Origin of the sequence: Enterococcus sp. DIV0806c, from assembly GCF_051710905.1 — a bacterium.
GTDB lineage: Bacteria > Bacillota > Bacilli > Lactobacillales > Enterococcaceae > Enterococcus_B > Enterococcus_B mundtii.
In genome coordinates this window covers 1,012,535-1,031,593 of record NZ_JBIOLO010000001.1, presented here as the reverse complement: position 1 = coordinate 1,031,593, position 19,059 = coordinate 1,012,535, and the positions used below count along the sequence as shown (strand labels likewise).

The 19,059-nt window shown below is 38.9% G+C and carries 21 protein-coding genes and 1 pseudogene; 1 reads left to right on the top strand and 21 read right to left on the bottom strand.

Annotated features, from left to right (window positions below; all coding sequences use genetic code 11):
• Window positions 1–129 precede the first annotated feature (129 nt).
• From IGK77_RS04855 to fabT, 17 genes and pseudogenes are all read right to left on the bottom strand, one after another.
• On the bottom strand, window positions 130–864 hold the full coding sequence (locus IGK77_RS04855; RefSeq protein WP_071866008.1) for an amino acid ABC transporter ATP-binding protein: 735 nt from the start codon (window positions 862–864) through the stop codon (window positions 130–132).
• Window positions 865–877: 13 nt separating this feature from the next.
• Window positions 878–1,567, bottom strand: a complete 690-nt coding sequence (locus tag IGK77_RS04850) for an amino acid ABC transporter permease (protein ID WP_074799754.1) — start codon at window positions 1,565–1,567, stop codon at window positions 878–880.
• An 11-nt stretch (window positions 1,568–1,578) separates the two neighbouring features.
• Window positions 1,579–2,397 carry a transporter substrate-binding domain-containing protein gene (locus IGK77_RS04845; protein WP_074799755.1) on the bottom strand — a complete coding sequence of 273 codons (819 nt, stop codon included), beginning with the start codon at window positions 2,395–2,397 and terminating at the stop codon, window positions 1,579–1,581.
• A gap of 332 nt (window positions 2,398–2,729) precedes the next feature.
• Window positions 2,730–3,587, bottom strand: coding sequence for a nucleotidyl transferase AbiEii/AbiGii toxin family protein (locus IGK77_RS04840; protein WP_438713027.1), 858 nt, complete (start codon window positions 3,585–3,587; stop codon window positions 2,730–2,732).
• Window positions 3,588–3,599: 12 nt separating this feature from the next.
• A complete protein-coding gene (locus tag IGK77_RS04835) occupies window positions 3,600–4,193 on the bottom strand; it encodes a type IV toxin-antitoxin system AbiEi family antitoxin domain-containing protein (RefSeq protein ID WP_074799757.1) in 594 nt (197 codons plus the stop codon).
• Window positions 4,194–4,659: 466 nt separating this feature from the next.
• Window positions 4,660–5,145 (bottom strand): hypothetical protein, encoded by a 486-nt coding sequence (locus IGK77_RS04830; RefSeq protein ID WP_074799758.1) that lies wholly within the window; start codon window positions 5,143–5,145, stop codon window positions 4,660–4,662.
• 263 nt (window positions 5,146–5,408) lie between these two features.
• Window positions 5,409–6,194 carry an acetyl-CoA carboxylase carboxyl transferase subunit alpha gene (locus IGK77_RS04825; protein WP_010735869.1) on the bottom strand — a complete coding sequence of 262 codons (786 nt, stop codon included), beginning with the start codon at window positions 6,192–6,194 and terminating at the stop codon, window positions 5,409–5,411.
• Window positions 6,187–7,056, bottom strand: coding sequence for an acetyl-CoA carboxylase, carboxyltransferase subunit beta (gene accD, locus IGK77_RS04820; protein ID WP_062805459.1), 870 nt, complete (start codon window positions 7,054–7,056; stop codon window positions 6,187–6,189). The genes IGK77_RS04825 and accD overlap by 8 nt, the downstream gene beginning before the upstream one ends.
• A 1-nt stretch (window position 7,057) precedes the next feature.
• Window positions 7,058–8,437 (bottom strand): acetyl-CoA carboxylase biotin carboxylase subunit, encoded by a 1,380-nt coding sequence (locus tag IGK77_RS04815; protein ID WP_438713025.1) that lies wholly within the window; start codon window positions 8,435–8,437, stop codon window positions 7,058–7,060.
• A gap of 7 nt (window positions 8,438–8,444) precedes the next feature.
• Entirely contained in the window at window positions 8,445–8,864 is a 420-nt protein-coding gene (gene fabZ / locus IGK77_RS04810; RefSeq protein WP_010735872.1) for a 3-hydroxyacyl-ACP dehydratase FabZ, read from the bottom strand.
• Between the two features lie 28 nt (window positions 8,865–8,892).
• A pseudogene (gene accB / locus IGK77_RS04805) lies at window positions 8,893–9,363 on the bottom strand (acetyl-CoA carboxylase biotin carboxyl carrier protein); the annotation flags it as partial.
• A gap of 2 nt (window positions 9,364–9,365) precedes the next feature.
• Window positions 9,366–10,601 (bottom strand): beta-ketoacyl-ACP synthase II, encoded by a 1,236-nt coding sequence (gene fabF / locus IGK77_RS04800; protein WP_010735874.1) that lies wholly within the window; start codon window positions 10,599–10,601, stop codon window positions 9,366–9,368.
• Between the two features lie 12 nt (window positions 10,602–10,613).
• Window positions 10,614–11,351, bottom strand: coding sequence for a 3-oxoacyl-[acyl-carrier-protein] reductase (gene fabG, locus IGK77_RS04795; protein WP_071865998.1), 738 nt, complete (start codon window positions 11,349–11,351; stop codon window positions 10,614–10,616).
• A 10-nt stretch (window positions 11,352–11,361) separates the two neighbouring features.
• A complete protein-coding gene (gene fabD / locus IGK77_RS04790) occupies window positions 11,362–12,282 on the bottom strand; it encodes an ACP S-malonyltransferase (protein WP_074799792.1) in 921 nt (306 codons plus the stop codon).
• Window positions 12,283–12,391: 109 nt separating this feature from the next.
• Window positions 12,392–12,616, bottom strand: a complete 225-nt coding sequence (locus IGK77_RS04785; RefSeq protein WP_034688440.1) for an acyl carrier protein — start codon at window positions 12,614–12,616, stop codon at window positions 12,392–12,394.
• A 54-nt stretch (window positions 12,617–12,670) separates the two neighbouring features.
• On the bottom strand, window positions 12,671–13,633 hold the full coding sequence (locus tag IGK77_RS04780) for a beta-ketoacyl-ACP synthase III (RefSeq protein WP_074799761.1): 963 nt from the start codon (window positions 13,631–13,633) through the stop codon (window positions 12,671–12,673).
• Between the two features lie 9 nt (window positions 13,634–13,642).
• Entirely contained in the window at window positions 13,643–14,083 is a 441-nt protein-coding gene (gene fabT / locus IGK77_RS04775; RefSeq protein ID WP_010735879.1) for a fatty acid biosynthesis transcriptional regulator FabT, read from the bottom strand.
• 310 nt (window positions 14,084–14,393) lie between these two features.
• Between fabT and IGK77_RS04770 the strand changes: the two genes are divergently transcribed.
• Window positions 14,394–15,350, top strand: a complete 957-nt coding sequence (locus IGK77_RS04770; RefSeq protein WP_074799762.1) for a GIY-YIG nuclease family protein — start codon at window positions 14,394–14,396, stop codon at window positions 15,348–15,350.
• Window positions 15,351–15,380: 30 nt separating this feature from the next.
• Here the strand turns inward: IGK77_RS04770 and IGK77_RS04765 are convergent, their stop codons facing one another.
• The 4 genes from IGK77_RS04765 to IGK77_RS04750 all read right to left on the bottom strand — a co-directional run bounded on the left by IGK77_RS04765 (window position 15,381) and on the right by IGK77_RS04750 (window position 18,959).
• Entirely contained in the window at window positions 15,381–15,611 is a 231-nt protein-coding gene (locus tag IGK77_RS04765) for a YkuJ family protein (RefSeq protein WP_010735881.1), read from the bottom strand.
• An 85-nt stretch (window positions 15,612–15,696) separates the two neighbouring features.
• Window positions 15,697–16,584, bottom strand: a complete 888-nt coding sequence (locus IGK77_RS04760; RefSeq protein WP_074799763.1) for an NAD(P)-dependent oxidoreductase — start codon at window positions 16,582–16,584, stop codon at window positions 15,697–15,699.
• 87 nt (window positions 16,585–16,671) lie between these two features.
• A complete protein-coding gene (locus IGK77_RS04755; RefSeq protein WP_071865994.1) occupies window positions 16,672–17,895 on the bottom strand; it encodes a glycosyltransferase family 4 protein in 1,224 nt (407 codons plus the stop codon).
• A 23-nt stretch (window positions 17,896–17,918) separates the two neighbouring features.
• A complete protein-coding gene (locus tag IGK77_RS04750) occupies window positions 17,919–18,959 on the bottom strand; it encodes a glycosyltransferase family 4 protein (RefSeq protein ID WP_071865993.1) in 1,041 nt (346 codons plus the stop codon).
• Between the last annotated feature and the right edge of the window lie 100 nt (window positions 18,960–19,059).

Genomic DNA, 19,059 nt, shown 5'->3' with positions numbered 1-19,059 from the left:
GTTGCTTATTACTGAAAGAGTTACTTTTGGAACATCATTCATACAATTTTAGAAAAACCTAAAGAACTGAAATCACTATCCATAGGTAATGTTGGAAAAAGAGCGCCATTCCTTATATCTTAATTTTTACTACAGTACTTTGGCCAAAAAATCGATGGTCCGAGGCTGGCTCGTCCGCTCCAGCACTTCACTAGGTGTCCCCTCTTCCACGATCTGTCCTTGATCCATAAAGATGATTCGATCACCCACTTCTTTCGCAAAGCCGATTTCATGAGTGACAATGACCATCGTCATCCCTTCTTGTGCCAATTGCAACATAACCGAGAGTACTTCACCCACCATTTCTGGATCAAGTGCCGAAGTGGGCTCATCGAACAACATGACGTCTGGTTGCATTGCCAACGCTCGGGCAATCGCTATCCGTTGCTGCTGTCCACCTGATAAAGAGTAAGGATAGGCGGTGGCTTTATCTGACAAGCCAACTTTTGCCAATAATTCCAAAGCGATCGCCTCGGCTTCTTTCTTAGGCATTTTTTTCACTTTGATTGGTGATAAGGTGATATTTTCTAATACTGTCATATTGGGAAATAGATTGAACTGTTGAAAAACCATGCCCATTTTTTCTCTTGTTTTAAAAATATCGTGTTGCTTGTGTGTGATATCCGTTCCCTCAAACTCCACCGTACCAGCTGTAGGGGATTCGAGTAGATTCAAACAACGGAGAAACGTACTTTTTCCTGAACCTGAAGGACCGATGATCACCACGACCTCCCCGGCGGAAATGGTCGTAGTAATTCCTTTCAATACTTCTGTTTCTGCAAATGATTTACTTAGCTGTTTGATCGATACTATTGATTTTTCCATACGACATTCTCTCCTAACGTTGATACCCTTTTCCGAGTTTTTTCTCCCAACTACTCAACAACCGCGATGTTACAAAGGTCATAACGAAGTATAACCCTGCGGCAATAAAATAAGGTTCCAATGGGATATAGGAGTTTGAGATAACGATTTGAGCAGATCCCATCAATTCATTGATACCGATCACTGTCAGTAAAGAAGAATCTTTGATCAACGTGACAAACTCATTTCCTAATGGTGGCAAAATATTTCTCAACGCTTGTGGGAAAATGACATAACGCATCGCCTGTACAGGACGTAAGCCTAGTGAATACGAAGCTTCTGTTTGTCCCATATCAACAGCCGCAATTCCTCCACGTATGATTTCAGCAACATACGCCCCAGAGTTCAGTGATAATACGATGATTCCTGGTATCAAACGCCCTAAGTCGATCGTTAAAATCCCCACGGACCAATCCACCGCTGGAAAGAAACGTTGCAATAAGATGAATCCGATCATGATCTGCAATAACATCGGTGTGCCTCTTAATAATTCGATATAACTATTAGCTAACCAATTCAAAGGCTTGATCTTTGAGCGCTTCAATAATGCCATGGCTAAGCCGATCATTGTACCAAAGATGACAGTCAAGATCGAAATGACGATCGTAACGACCGCGCCGGATAAAAAATAAGGTAAGTACTTATCTAAAAACGAAAAATTCACACTGCGTCCCTCTATTCTGTCGCTGTTTGTTCAGCTAGTTCATGATTTTTTTTGATGAATTCATCGATTTTTTCCTCATCACTTAGTTTTTTGATAATTTTATTCAACTCTTCTTGTAATTCTGTACTCCCTTTTGGTAAGGCAATAGCAAAAGCTTCATCGTCTGATTGTTCTAAAGGAATATCTGCAATCATCAAGTTGGGATTTTGAGCGATATATGCTTCGGCAATCGTTTGTTCAACGACCATGCCATCCAGCGAACCTTGATTGATCTCGATCACCATATTTGGTACTTTATCGATCGTGACTACTTTAGCTTCTTTGATTTGTTCGTTGATCACTGCTTCTTGGATCGAGCCTTTTTGCGCCCCTAAGCTTTTACCTGCCAAGCGATCAATGCTTGTTAACGTGTCTTCATCTTTTTTATTGATCACGAGAACTTGTGGCGGATTGTAGTAATTATCGGTGAAATCAAATTGTTCTTTCCGTTCTGCAGTCGCTGAAATTGCTGAAATCGCTACATCGACTTTTCCTTCTTTTAAAGAGGCTAACACTGTATTGAAACTCATATCTGAAAGCTCCAGTTTCACACCAAGTTCATCTGCAATGGCATTTGCTAAATCAATGTCTGATCCGACGATTTGATCTTTCCCATCGACGATCGTATGAAATTCAAACGGCGCATAATCAGCAGATGTTGCTACTTTCAATACACCACTTTCCTTGATTTCTGCCAATTGATCGTTTGATTCTGCTGCATCCCCATTACCACACGCTCCTAATGCGAATGTTGTAACTAAAAATAAAATAATTCCTGAAATCTTTTTCATTGTCTCGCCCCTTATTCATTTTGTTCTGTCATTATAGCATGAAAATTTCAAAAATAAACCATTTTTTTGTATATTTATTTATTTTATTTCACTTTTATGCTTTAATAATGAATAATAATCACGAATTAAGAATATTTATTTTAATATTTCAAGGGAAGAAATGAAAAAAAGCTGAGAACCAAGTCTCAGCTTTTTTTATTTGATTTTCAGTCTATTTTACTTTGTTTTTCAAGGCCAAACACCTCTGTACCAAGCTTATTTCTTCCGCTGATTTACGCTAAATCACACAATTAATATCGTTTGCCATCTTGATTTTTTTCAATTCTTGTAAACTATTGTTTTCTTTCTTGATTTTCAATTTTGATTATATTTTGCATTAGATAAGCAACTCCGTTAACTGTATCTGCAAATGAAATAGAATTCGCAAAAGAATTAACTGAGCGATATTTGTCCCATAGTTTTTCCAAATAATCGCTCCCTTTTATCTTTTCGATTTCCCTTTCATAATAAAAAGATAACGGTTTGTTGTCTCCACGTTTTGTAAATGTATTTCGGACACTTATATATAGCTCTTTCATATCAATATTTTCTAGTTTTGGGATGGCAAATAGGTCGTAGTAATCTTTCAGTCTCGAATTGTCTGTCCCAAAGCTAAATGTAGCACTCAGCTTTTCTGCAATAATCTGTTCAGTTGGATAAGCTGGAATCTCCACTTTTTTATCTTCAAACATCAATTGATGATGATGTATATCTACTTCAGGATAAATAGAATCTCCTGTTGTTACATCCAATTTAAATGGGACACGTATTTTTTCTAAATGAGCAATCACTTTAATTTGAAACCCAGGATAAAAATCAATTTCCCTTGTCTCTTTAATCTCTTGAACAGAGAAAACAATTCCCTCTTTCGTAGGTTTACTAGTTAATTCTTTAAAGATGTTCTTCAATTTTTCTTTAGTTAATTTACTATTTCTAAATGTCGTATCAATATCAATTGTTGTTCTTCTATCAATTCCATATTTTGAACCTAATAGAAAACCACCTTTCAAAATAAAGTCATTTTTATACTTCGATTCAGAGATTTGTTCAACTAAGCGATCCATCATAAAATGCCTTTGAACTAACTGTGCATTTAATCCTATACTTTTTGCAAGATTTCTTGTTTTTGCTGTAAATTGTGTAGGGGTCATATTTTCTCTCCATCAATACAAACTCTGCATATGATATTTCATTTCTTTTTCTACATGTAGTTTTGTCATATAATCTCTTAATTTACTTGGGTCTCTCATAGGATCTCTCATGTACTCTTTTAAAGCTTCTAATTTCATTTCGTATTCAATTTCATATCTCGGATTCCAAATATCACAAAGAGTTCGTTCCTTATCGTATATAATAATAGGATTTCCTTGAAAGGAAGTGCCCTCCACTTTCCCTAACTCGTATACTTCCTTCTTCACAAAATGAAATTGTAACTGTTGCTCTTTCGTAATTGAACGATTCACATTATAACCATGTGGAAAAGTCAAATGAATGAAATTCGGCATGTTTGTAGAAAGTTGATATATATCTAATGTCGTTTCATGAGAAAATATTCCTCTGGAAAATCGTTGCTGAAGACAAAATAAATCATCGATTCCATGACCAGTCTCTACATAATAACCACGATCAACTTTCATCAAAATTCCTTGATTCACCAATCTTTGTACAGTAGTTGCTGAAATTCCTAATTTTCTAGCTTCCTTCATAGATAAATTTCCATCGCGAATACGCAACAACGCTTTCAGCTTATCTTGCATTTAATCCCCTCACTTACGTTACAAATACACTACATTAAACTTATCATAATAGTGTAATTGTAACAAGGCATTCTTTATGTGGGAAAGAAATGGGCGATTACTGTGTAATGGATGTTTCGCGAATATCTGGACAATATAACTTCCTGAAAGCTATACCAAGACGATAAGATACGTTAGCAAGTTTATGCACACACCAAGAACGCCTTACACTATAACTATTCAGATGGCCTACTTAAATAGTTAAGTACCAATATCCAGCACTAAAAAGAAATACCTATGGTTTCAACAACTTTTAAAATTTCAAATCAAAAATCCTGATTCGGTACAGCAAAATATTTTTAATCAATTAAAAGAACAGGGAAAAGATGGTGCCCCCCTTCTTTCTGTTCAAATTATTCTGAAATTCCTCTACTTCAATAATCATTATGCAAGAAGCATCGTTTTTTAAGGCTATTCCTTTACTCAACTATTCCTCATTCCCTGACACAAAACTATATTCAATCTTATGTGAGTCAGATAAACGATTTCCACTTTCACCTACCCAAGAAAATTCTTTTCGATAATCCTTTCCGACTAATGTTGTCGTTTTCTTCTTCTGATTTACTTCGACTGTTACATGTTTGATTTCTTTAACAAACGTTTGAAAAAGTTCAGTCGTTTTTAATTCTTGTTCTTCGGTTGTAAAATCAGGTGTCAGCAAACTTTTGATTTCTTGTTCTTCACTGCTTGATAGTTTTAAATCTGCGGGATCTTGATCAAGGCTTTGTGCCAGTTGGATTTCTTTCATGATTTCTAAATTGCCCTCTTTAAGAGTATAACTACCTCTGTTTTGTATCGTCCCAGCATTCGTTAGTTGAACGATCTCGGCGTTTTCTAATTGATGATCATCCGATTTAGAACAGCCAGGCAAAAATAGCGTTACCGAAAGTAACACTCCATAAAAAAAGAACATTCGACAATTTGTCCAACACTACATCAACTCCTTTTAAACAAAGATATCATATACATTAAAAATAACAAAAATATGTTTTAGAATACTATTTTTACATGTATTCTGTATCGACAATAATCAATACTTTCCATTATTTATTGACACACAAGCAACCATCATTCTACTAGAGATTAAGCTATTTGTTCATACACAAAAAAACTATAGAGGAATCCCTCTACAGTTTTTCATTTACATAAGCGGAGCGTGCATATGACGCGTTACCTTTAATATTTACGAAAACGTTGGTAGCGTTGTTCGATCAATTCTTCAGTTGGTTTCTGACAGAGTTCAGTCAGTTTTTCGATCAATGCTTTTTGCATCATACGCGCAACTTTTTCTTTGCCTAAAGGCTCTCCATTGAATGTTTCGGGGATCACTCGATCGATGACGTCTAACTCTAATAATTCACCAGCAGCGACTTTCATCAATTCAGCGGCTTCGGCTGCTCGGCTGCCGTCTTTCCAAAGAATCGAAGCAAAGCCTTCTGGTGATAAAACAGCATAGATCGTTTGTTCTAACATCCAGACTTCATCGGCTAAGGCTAAGGCTAAAGCCCCGCCACTACCGCCTTCACCAATAATGATACTGATGATCGGTACCTTCAAATCCGACATTTCTAATAGATTACGGGCAATCGCTTCCCCTTCGCCACGTTCTTCTGCACCGATTCCACAATAGGCACCAGCAGTGTTGATCAACGTAATGACCGGACGGTTGAATTTTTCTGCTTGTTTCATTAAACGCAGTGCTTTACGATAACCTTCCGGATGAGGAGAACCAAAATTCCGGCGAATATTTTCTTGTAAGTCACGACCTTTTTGGATGCCAATGACGGTCACAGGTTTTCCGGCTAGTTTTGCCACACCTCCGACAATCGCTTCATCATCACCAAATAAGCGATCACCATGAAACTCTTGGAAGCCTTCAAAAATCGTTTCAAAAAAATCAAGACTTGTCCAACGATCTTTTGCTCGCGCCAGTTGGACGATATCGTGAGCAGTTTTATTCATGGTTGATCCACCCTTTCTGCGTATGCAATTCTAGTAATTGATGGATCGTATCCTTGAGTTCTTTTCGTGGAACGATTTGATCCACAAAGCCATGTTCCAGTAAAAATTCTGCTTTTTGGAAATCTTCTGGTAGTTCTTGTTTGATTGTTTGTTCGATCACTCGGCGGCCAGCAAAGCCGATCAAACTTTGGGGTTCAGCTAAGATGATATCCCCTTCCATCGCAAAGCTGGCGGTAACGCCACCTGTCGTCGGATCTGTTAAGACAGTCAAATAAAATAGCTGTTTATTGCTATGACGTTTGACCGCTGCGGAGATTTTGGCCATTTGCATGAGAGAGAAGATCCCTTCTTGCATCCGGGCGCCCCCTGAAGCAGTGAACAATACGACGGGTAATTTTTTACTCGCCGCACGTTCAAACAAACGAGTGATCTTTTCCCCTACGATCGTTCCCATACTTCCCATGATAAAATTAGGGTCCATGACACCAATAGCAAAAGGAATGCCTTTAATAGTCGCTTGACCAGTTAGAACTGCTTCATGTAAGCCAGTCTTTTCTTGCATCTTGCCGATCTTTTCTTGATAATCAGGAAAATCAAGAGGATCTTTTGTGACGAGATCCGTATCCCATTCCTCTAAACTTTTCTCATCAATGATCAACGCTAATCGCTGCCATGCGCCGATCCTAAAGTTATAACTACAGTGTGGACATACTTTTTCTTCCCCGATATCTTTCGTGTAGATGATATGTTTACAATTTGGGCATTTCGCCCACATATTGTCAGGGACCGATGGTGCATTCGTTGGCTTGATTTCTCGATTAGGATTGATTCGAATGTATTTTTTCTTTTTGAATAAAGCCATCTTATTCGTCTCCTATCTCCGTCTCGGGAATCCAGTTTGGTAAAAACTCTTCTTGTAAGAATGCGGTACTGTAATCACCAGCAATCACTGCAGGGTGACTGATCAGATCCATTTGGAATTCAGCATTCGTGATCACGCCATCTATTACGATCTCGCTCAATGCCCGTTGCATTTTCATCAACGCATCGAAACGTGTATCGCCATGTACGATGACCTTAGCAATCATTGAATCATAATAAGGCGGAATCGTGTAACCAGAATAAACCGCGCTGTCGACCCTTAATCCCATACCACCAGCTGGCAGCAACAAATTCTTGATTTTACCTGGTGAAGGCGCGAAATGAAATGCTGGATTTTCTGCATTGATCCGGCATTCGATCGCATGCCCTTGGAAAATGATATCTTCTTGTTGGATCTCTAGTGGTCGTCCGGCCGCAACCTCAATTTGTTTTTTGACAAGATCGATATTTGTGACCATTTCTGTTACTGGATGTTCAACTTGGATGCGGGTGTTCATTTCCATAAAATAAAAATCACCGGATTCATCCATTAAAAATTCGATTGTTCCTGCATTTTCATAGTTCACTGCCTTTGCTGCTCTAACAGCTGCTGCACCTAAGTGATTTCGTTTTTCTTCAGAGATCACAACAGATGGTGATTCTTCTAAGACTTTTTGATTATTTCGTTGTAAGGAACAATCACGTTCACCTAGATGCAGAACATGACCAAATTGATCACCTAATATTTGCACTTCAATATGTCTTGCGGGATAAATGATTTTTTCCAAATACATATCATCGTTACCAAAAGCAGCTGCTGCCTCTTGTTGGGCGGATGAAAAATGTTGTGGTAATTCTTCTTTTGACAAGACTTTGCGGATTCCTTTACCGCCACCACCAGCGGCGGCTTTGAGCATCACTGGATAGCCAATTTTTTCTGCCACTTCCACTGCTTCTTCAACAGTCGATAGCACACCATCACTACCTGGGATCACAGGAACATCTGCTTGTTGCATCAACTGACGTGCGTTGATTTTATTTCCCATATCATCGATCGTTTTGCTTTTAGGTCCAATAAAGACGATATTACATTCTTCACACATCGAAGCAAATCGACTGTTCTCTGATAAGAATCCAAATCCAGGATGGATTGCTTCTGCTTTTGTAACGATGGCTGCACTTAGAACTGCTTGTACATTCAAATAGGAATCTGTTGCTCTTGCAGGACCGATGCAGACGGCTTCATCTGCTAATTGTGTGTGTAATGCCTCCGCATCCGCTTCAGAATAGACCGCAACGGTTTGGATTCCAAGCTCACGGCAGGCACGAATGATCCGTACGGCTATTTCGCCGCGATTTGCTATCAAGACTTTTGAAAACATAACTCACCTATCCAATCATAAAGGTTAATTCAGCTTCAGCAACTTTTTTGCCGTCCACTTTTGCAATTCCTTTGCCTATTCCTGCAGAAGACTTGATTTTAGTGATTTCCACTTCTAATATCAACGTATCTCCAGGAGTCACTTTTTTACGAAACTTCGCTTTATCTAATCCGCCAAAGTAAGCAGTTTTTCCTTTGAACTGTTCCAATGATAATAGAGCTACTGCTCCTGCTTGGGCCATCGCTTCTACGATCAAAACCCCAGGCATCACAGGTTCTTCTGGAAAATGTCCTTGGAAAAAAGGTTCATTGATCGTCACATTTTTTTTAGCAACGATCCGTTCGCCTTCGACGATTTCTTCCACTCGATCAATCAGCAACAGCGGATAGCGATGAGGGATGATTTCTTTGATTTCTTGTATATTCATAGGTCTGGTTCTCCTTGGCGTAATTTGGTTGGATGATAAAGAGTGGTTGTCCGTATTCTACGACTTCTTCATTGTCGATCAAGATCGCAACGATCTCACCATCGACATCACTGGTTACTTCGTTCATCAATTTCATTGCTTCGATGATACAGATCACTTCACCCTTAGAAACTTTGTCTCCTACTTTTTTGAATGCTGGCTTGTCAGGAGATGGTTGTAGATAGACGATTCCAACGATTGGTGATTTCACTTCAGTCCCATCAATTGTCGGCGTAACTGCTTCCGGTTGAACAGCATGGCTTTCTTCTTTTGGTAAAGCCGGTACAACTTGTTGAGGTTGTGGTTCAGAAGCACTCGTTGGTGGTACTGTTTGCCCCATTCCCCGACTCATTTCATTTTTATTCATATATAATTCAAATTGTCCGTCTTTCAAGTCAAATTCTGTTAAAGTTGACTGATCAAATTGACTGACTAATTCTTTGATTTCATTGATCTTCAACATTATTCCTCCCAGCGTTTCATACATAGTACAGCATTATGTCCACCAAATCCTAATGAATTACTCATGGCATAAGACAGTTCAGCTGGTTTACTTTCGTTGATCACAACGTTCAGATCGATTTCAGGATCTTGTTTTTCAACATTGATGTTTGGTGGAATAAACTGATGCTCTAACGCCATCAAAGTGGCAAGCGCCTCAATCCCACCTGCAGCACCTAATAAGTGTCCAGTCATTGATTTCGTACTGCTGACATAGGTTTCTTTGAAAGAGTCTCCTAAAGCGATTTGGATCGCTTTAGCTTCTGCTTGATCATTTGCTGGTGTACTTGTTCCGTGTGCGTTGATATAGCCCACTTCTTTTGCATCGATCCCGGCTTCTTCCATCGCCAATTTCATTGCTTTTGACGCACCAGAACCATCTGGTGTTGGAGCTGTCATATGGTAAGCATCACAATTTGAACCGTAACCCACGACTTCACCATAGATTTTTGCGCCACGAGCTTGTGCATGTTCCAGTGATTCAAGGACTAATACTCCTGCCCCTTCACCCATGACAAAACCATTACGGTCTTCATCAAATGGCATCGAACCACGTTCAGGATCTGTCGATGTTGACAAAGCAGTCAATGCCGCAAATCCGGCGATCCCCATTTCACAGATTGTTGCTTCTGTTCCACCTGCAAGGATGATATCGGAATAACCATGTTTGATGTTGCGGAATGCTTCACCAATCGCATTCGTTCCACTGGCACAAGCGGTCACGATCGACGTACAAATTCCTTTCGCCCCTACACGTAGCGCAATATTACCAGCTGCCATATTGGCGATCGACATTGGAACAAACATTGGTGATACACGATTTGCTCCTTTGTCGTGCATGCGGATGACTTGGCTTTCGATCGTTGGTAACCCACCGATCCCAGAGCCAACGATAACGCCAAAACGATCTTGGTTGATCGTTTCTTTTTCAATTCCACTCATTGTCAATGCTTCCATTGCAGCATAAATGCCGTAGATTGAAAACATATCCATACGTTTGCTATCTTTTTTTACAAAATATTTATCAAAAGGAAAGTCTTTTACTTCACCTGCTAAAGTGATTCCTGTGTCTGTTGCATCAAATTTTGTGATCGGTGCAATGCCATTTGTCCCAGCTTTTAAACTAGCTAAAAAACTATCTGCATCATTACCGATCGGTGAAGTGACTCCATAACCTGTAATTACTACTCGATTCATAAATTTTCCTCCCTATCCGTGCATGACCAATCCGCCGTCAACATTGATGACTTGACCTGTGATATACGAACTTTTCGCTAAGAACAATGCGGCTTCCGCAATATCTTCCACTTGGCCGAAACGTTGCATTGGAATTTGTTTTTCTGCTTGTTCTCTTACTTTTTCGGATAATACATCTGTCATATCTGTAGTGACAAACCCCGGAGCAATCACATTACATGTGATTCCTCGTGTGGCAACTTCTCTTGCCACAGATTTAGTGAAACCGACAACCCCTGCTTTACTTGCTGCATAATTGGCTTGACCCAAGTTACCGATCAATCCTGAAACACTTGAAAGATTGATGATCGCGCCTTCTCTTTTTTTCATCATTTTCTTTAGCACGTGCTGTGTCATATTGAAAGTTCCTGTTAGATTGATATCCAAACATTTTTTGAAATCATCTGCATCCATACGTAGGACAAGTTTATCATTCGTAACTCCCGCATTATTGACCAAAATATCGACAGAACCCAACTGCTGTTCTGCTTCTTTGATCATCTCTCCTGCTTTGTCATAATCGGAGATATCACCTGTGATCCCTACACATTCAACCCCATGCGCTTTGATCGCATTGATTTTTTCGGCTGGGATCTCTCCACGACCATTTAAAAAGATGTTTGCGCCTGCTTTGGCAAAGGCTAAAGCGATCGCTTCACCGATTCCTCGTGTACTGCCTGTAATAAATACATTTTTTCCAGTTACGTCCATAACTTGCCTCCTATGACAATCGATTGATTGTTTCTTCAAATGTTTGTTGATTCTCCACACGTGCAACGGCGATCGACTTGTCGATTTTTTTCATAAAGCCACTTAATACTTTACCGGGCCCGACTTCGACCACTTGATCGATCCCTAAATCTTTAAGTTTTTCGATACTTTCGTAAAAACGAACGGGTTTCATTACTTGTTGTTCAAGTAAACCTGGAATTCTTTCTTTCGTCATGATCTCTGTCGTGGTGTTGCTGATCACAGGTATTTCAGGTTCTGAAAAAACGATCTTGCTTAGTTCCTCCGCTAATTGTCTAGCAGCAGGTTCTAAGATTGCTGTATGGAAAGGGCCACTTACATTGAGTGGAATCATTCGTTTGATCCCTTGTTCTTGTAATAGTGCCACCGCTTGATCCACTGCTTTTTCTTCCCCTCCGATGACGATTTGCTGAGGTGTATTGTAATTTGCGGGGGAAACGATCCCCGTTTCTTCCGCCTGCTTACAACAGCTCTCGATGACATCCACCGGTGCGTTCATCACAGCTACCATTTTTCCACTACCGGTAGGTGCAGCGTCTGTCATAAACGTGCCTCTTTTTTCGACCAATGCGACTGCTTCTCTAAAGGAAAGCGCGCCACTGGCTACTAAAGCAGAATACTCACCTAAACTAAGCCCTAAAACGGCTTGAGGAGTGATCCCACGTTCTTTTAGCAAACGATAGCACGCAATGCTGACAGTTAAAATAGCTGGCTGCGTATAGATTGTTTGATCCAAACGTTCATTTGTTGAAAAACAAAGCTCCGCCATATCATAGCCCAAGATCTGACTAGCTTCATCAAAAGTCTGTTTCACAATGGGTTCATGGTAGAGGTCTTGACCCATTCCTTGGTATTGTGCACCTTGTCCGCTAAATAAAAATGCTGTTTTCATCATAGTCTCCAATTTATATTCAGGATAGATAGCTTTTTGTTTCATTTAAAAAAAGGCTAAGACATTCCTTTTTCGGAAAATGTCCCAGCCCCCAACCTAATCTTGATGATTATGCAGTTTGTTTTTCAACATAAGTGACTAAATCTTGAACTGTTTTGATGCCGTCTTCTGTTTCGATTTTCACATCAAATTCATCTTCGATTTCGTTGATGATTTGGAATAAATCCAAGCTATCTGCTTCAAGGTCTTCTTGGATGTTTGTCGTTAATTTGATTTCTTCTGCGTCTTTCCCTAATTCTTCCGCAATGATTTCTTGAATTTTTTCGAATACCATATGATAATTCCTCCGATATTGTTTCTTTATTTTATATTTTTTATTTTTATCAGTTTATAGTTCCATGAGGATACTTCCCCATGTCAATCCTCCACCATAACCTGTAAATACCACTTTTTGTTGTTGACCTAAGGTAATTTTTCCGCTTTCTATCGCTTCATCTAAAAGAATCGGGATGCTTGCTGCGGAAGTATTGCCATATTTATCCATGTTCGTTAGAAATTGCTCCTGGGGAATTTTTACTTTGCGAGCAATCTTTTCGATAATTCGTAAGTTTGCCTGATGCAAAAGCAGATAATCAACAGGTGTGTCTTGAATGAGTTCCTTGATGTTCATCGCAACGTCTCTTACAGCAAAGTCAAAAATATCCCGTCCAACCATTTTTAAATAGTAAGAACCTTCTGAATCTTTCGTGTATAAAGGCGATCGATTTGGTAGATAGCCAGAAGTAAGGGATTGCGCACGCGAACCATCTGCCGCTAGCGATTCTCTCACTAATTTTTGATTTGAGCCAGCTTCTAACAAAACCCCACCAGCACCATCACCAAACAAGACAGCGGTTGAACGATCCGTCCAATCGATCAGTTTAGATAATGTTTCGCCACCAATTACTAAACCTTTCATTGAGCCACAGCGAATCAGTTTCTCTGCAACACTCAAAGCATAAACAAACCCTGAACATGCGGCGCTGATATCAAATGCGATTGCTTTGGTTGCGCCGATCCTTCCTTGAACTAAAGTTGCTACAGAAGGCGATGTATAATCAGGCGACATCGTAGCAACGATAATAAAATCGAGTTCCTTTGGATCGAGTGTTTTTTTCTTTAGTAATTTTTCGGCAACGAGGTAACACAAATCGGAAGTCTCCTGCTCGGTCACACAATGTCTCTCTTTGATTCCTGTACGGGATGAAATCCATTCATCCGAAGTGTCCATCATTTTTGAGAGATCATCGTTTGTGATGATTTTTTCCGGTAAGAAACTTGCCGTTGCTGTGATCGTTCCAAATTGTTCCATTAAACTTCCTCACTTGTAATCTCGCAAGAAATCATGCAAGTTTTTCAATGCAGACAGCAAAGCTTGTTGTTCGTCGGTAGCCATACCATCCATAATGTTTTTGACCATTTCACGATGGAAATGCTGATGCACGCGGTAAAGTAACTTACCTTTTTTGGTCAACCCCAGCTTCACCACTCGTCGGTCGTCTTCACTACGGATACGCTCAACGTAGCCTTTCCTAACTAACTTGTTGATAGCAGTGGTCAAGGTCCCAACAGTAATCGACAGTTCTTTGGCTACTTCTGAAGTTGTCTTTTTCTTGTACATACCGATTGCCTCGATCGTATGCATCTCTGTAATCGACAGATCTTTGAATTGTGACTTTTTTAATTCGGATTCTTCGATCGTCAAAATATCATTGAAGACACTAACGAGATAATCATTTACTGTATTAAAATCAGGTTCCATGTTCCACCATCCACTAAAATTAGTTTGATTATCAAATCTTTTGATGTTCAAACTATATCTTAACTTTTTTCAAAATGCAACCTTTTAACTAGATTTTTTTGCATTATTAATTTTTTTTAATTTTAAACTTATGACAAAATGCTTTAATATCAACCTTTTAACCTCTAAAAATTAAAATAAAAGAACAAAAAAAATATTTTGATTATCAAAGTATCTCTCTAATTTATTTATAAAATATAATCCCTTTTATTGTTCATTTTTTTAAATCTGTTATAATCTTTTTAGTTCAAATTCAATTAGGGGAGCGCTTATGCACTTAAAAGAGAAAGTAAAAAACCTACCTTTATTACCTGGTGTTTACTTGATGAAAAATAGCGATGGAAAAATCATTTATGTGGGTAAAGCTAAAAATTTAAAAAATCGCGTAAGTACGTACTTTCATCAAAATAAACAACACTCGAAAAAAGTCTTGCGCTTGGTTCGTTCGATTGCAGATTTTGAGATCGTTGTCGTTGATACTGAACTAGATGCCTTATTATTAGAGTGTCAATTGATCCAACACTATCGCCCTATCTACAATCGTCGGATGAATTATTTTGACAACTATAACTATTTACATATTCAATCCGATGGTCTTTTTCTCACGAATATTCCTACCGCAAGAACTTACGGACCTTTTCGCCTTTATAAAAAAATGCCTAGTATCCTTCGAATCATCGAAGAAAACTATCAAATGCCTTGGCTTTCTGAAATCAGTCATTTGGCGTTACAAGTCCAACTTCCTGAAATGAAGACACTGAGCTTTGAACAAAAAAAGAAAGAGATACAAGGTCTATTGCAAGGAAGAAACAAAAAATTGTTAGGCTATTTAAAAAAACGACAATTGCATTTTATTGAACAGCTTAATTTTGAGAAGGCAGCTATTCTACAACGGGATATCGAATTGATCACGTACTTTACTGGTCGGATACAAGAACAAAAAAAATTTTTACGAACACCGAGAATCACATTGAGCATGCCGTTAGCTAGCGATGAGACCAAGATCAAGCATTTCTTGGTTTCGTACGGTCAAGTGGCTGACACAACGATCACAGCCCCTGGACAAGCACCTCATTTCTATTATGAAAAGGACAATAGGTTGTCACTCAAGCGACAACTGTCTCAAGAAGAAATCGATCCTGTTCAAATCTTGATCAGCTACCAACGTAAACTGACAAAAGACGAACAGGAAACAAAAAAAGAGTCTGGAATCCAACCGATTGGTTGAATCCCAGGCTCTTTTAGCTAGCTCGAAATCTTATTGAATCAAATCATAGATCTCCATCGCAACGATATCGATATTGTCGAATTCGTATTGTTGATGTGTGTCTGTTTCAGTTAGTTCAAATGTTTCTGTCGCTTTATCATAAGTTACGGTGCATTTTTCTACGCCCTCTTTTTCAAAGCGACGAACTTGCAGCTCATTGTCTGCTGATTCGACCATAGCCTCCAGTCGTTTAATGATTGCGACTAATTGTGAATGTGCCATCGGAGGTCCTCCTTTTCTTAGTTCTGTTATATTGTATCAAAAGCATCGTCGACTTGCATTGATTTTCTCCAAAAAAACTAGTTTTTTAGGATTTTTTTTTCGGCTGTCTACCATCTTCCCACCAAAGCTTGATCAATGCTTGCGTTCCATCGTTCTCGAAACCCTTTTCTGCTAACTGTTCATATAGCTTTCGGGCTTCTTTGGTCGCTGGTAAGTCCAATCCTACTTTTTCTGCTTCGGCTAAAGCAATCTTCAAATCTTTGATAAAATGTTTGACAAAAAATCCTGGTGTATAATTCTCTTGTAAAATACGAGGTGCATAATTACTCAATGACCAATTTGCCGCACTACCGCCTGAAAGCGTCGCAATCACTTTTTCTAAGTCTAAGTCAGCTTTCTGTGCATAAACGAGCATCTCTGTCATGCCAGTCATTGTTCCGGCAATCATGATCTGGTTTGCCATTTTTGTGTGTTGTCCTTTTCCGGCTGAACCATGCAACGTAAATGTTGTTCCAAACTCACGAAATAGTGGTAATACTTGCTCGTAGACATTCTCTTTTCCACCCACCATGATCGTTAAGGTGCCATTTTTTGCACCTAGATCGCCTCCTGAGACAGGGGCATCCAAGGCTTCTGCTCCAAGCTCTTGTGCGCTTGTTGCAATTTTTTCAGCAAGTGTTGGCGTACTTGTCGTCAAATCTATGACTGTTTTCCCCTTTACGCCTGCTTGGAAAATGCCTTTCTCACCATAATAGATTTCTTCCACATCTTGAGGATAGCCAACCATTGTAAAGATGACTTGGCTCATCTCAGCTACTTCTTGTGGACTATCTGCCCATACTGCTCCTTCTTCCATAAGTGGCGCAGCTTTTGTTTTCGTACGATTATAAACAGTCAGTTCATGGCCAGCTTTTTGTAAATGACGAACAATCGCGCTTCCCATAACTCCTGTGCCGATAAAACCAATTTTCATCTTTTGCCCTCCTAAACGATAAAATCCTTGTTTCTATGCTAGTATACGCTAGAAACAAGGATTTTTTTAGGATTATTCACTGTTTTTTTATTTTTTGAAAGAATTTAATTTAATTTTAATCCGCTCAATGGATGCTTCTTCTTCTTTTTTACGCATCTCTTCTTTGTAATACACAAGCATATCTTCATAAAATTCGATCATTGATTGACCAAAATGAGTAGCAGAGATCTCGTAAAGTTTCTTTTCAAACACTTCTGGATTTTTTTCAACTTTGCTTTCAATATAATCAATAAGTGCAGGTGCAAAGTCTTCATCTCGTTCAAATGTTCGGCCAAGGGAAGCATGATCAAATAAACGATTCAAATAATCATTTCCTTCAACTACACATGGTGTACCAGCTGCCATTGCTTCTGTATACGTCAATCCTTGTGTTTCCGATGTCGAAGCACACACAAAATAATCAGCCGCCCGATAATAGAATGCGACGTCATTGTTATCGACTTCTCCAGTAAATTGAACCACATCAGCTAAATCCAGCGACGTGATCAGTTCTTTTAGTTGCTCAACATAAGGCCCATTTCCGACTATGATTAGTCGTGCATCTGGATAGTGTTTGATGACTTCTGGAAACCCTTGGATCAACGCTTGGATATTTTTTTCATAAGAGATTCGACTTAAAGATAAAATCATCAAGCCGTTTTCCTTTACTCCTAATGAGGTACGTAATTCATTGATTTGTTCTTGTGTGATTTCTGGACGTTTAAATTTTTCGATATCGATCCCTGTTGGTATCACTCGTAATGGGGCTGTCACCCCATAGCTTCGCAATGTCTCGATCACACGCTCACTTGGGCAAACCACACCTGTCGTATGGTTCACAAATAGACGAGATAAGTATTTGACATGGGATTGTCGAATCACTTTCCCTTTTGCAATATAATGCAGGTAATCTTCATACATCGTGTGATACGTATGAATCGATGGGATTTTTAATTTTTTTGCGACCATCTTGCCAAGAACCCCCGCTCCAAACTCAGTGTGAGTATGGATAAGATCTAACTCTAATTCTTTTGCCACTAAATAGGCGTACCACATTCCTCGTACCACTACTCGACGTTCTTTGAATGATACAAAAGGAACACTTGGCATACGAATCACATCTTTTTCTAACTTGTCTGCATTGGGATCTGTTGTCGTAAATATATATACGTCATGTCCCATTTTTTCGAGTTCTTCTTTTAATGTCTTGATCGATGTAGCTACACCACTTACCTGTGGAAAATAGGTATCGGTAAAAAAGCCGATTTTCATCTTTTTTCGCCTCCAAACTACCTTTATTTTGATTCTTGCATTTGTTCATCTGAAGAATCGGATGCCTTTAGCACTTGTTGATAAACGGATTGAAGTTGTTGACCAATTCTTTTGATACTTCGTTCTTCAGCCGTTTGATAGCCAGATTCAACTAAACTAGGTACTTCATGTTGAATGATTTTTTGAATGAGTTTTGAAAACTCTTCATTGTTTCGCCCCATATAACAATTTTTTTGGTCTTCAAGCCAGCCATCATAGACTGGAATATCACGTACTAACACATTTTGTTTACTTGCTAAAGCTTCCAGTACCACAATACCTTCCGTTTCTTCATAAGAAGGGAAAAAGAACAGATCTGCTCCTGAGTAAGCTCCTTCGATGATTTCTCCTCGAATATAGCCTGGAAAAATGACATTATCGGGATGATCTTCTTTCACGATTTTTCTGATATTACTTGGGATCGAGTACATCGGCACATGACCAAACCAGATGAATGTATATTCTGGTAATTGTTTGGCTATTTCAACAAAATCAATGATTCCTTTTCTTTCAAAGAACAGTCCTACACAAATAATCACTTTTTGATCAGGTGAAAGATTGAAGTACTCCCTGAATTTTTGTTCTTTGACAGGGTCTGGTTGGTATTTTTCCAAATCGATCCCATTGGAAATCGATTGAATAGGTAAATCGATGCCATAACTTTGTAACAATTTTTTTGAATATGGAGTTGGTGTAATCAAGTAATCTGCCTTTTCATACAACCCGACTAAATATTTTTTTACAAATGGTGCTAATTGATTCGAACCGATAAAGGAATTACGAAAATCCTCCTCCGTTGAATGCGCATGATAAATAATTTTTTTACCGTTTCTACGCGCTTTGTTGACCATGTTGTGACTATTGATACCATATGTATTGATGTGCAAAATATCATAGTCTTCTTTACTATCTAAAGTATAGGAGATCCCTACATCTTTAAGCGCACGCTTTTGGTGATCAAGTGCACGACCAATGCCGGACTTAGAAAGTATCTTCTCACTTTCAAAATATAATAATACCTTCATCTACGTTCCCCCTCACTCTTATATTATAACACAGCGTGAAAGCTGTCACTCAACCTTAAGTCCGATTTTTTCCCAACAAACTTGTAAGTTGGAACGGAAT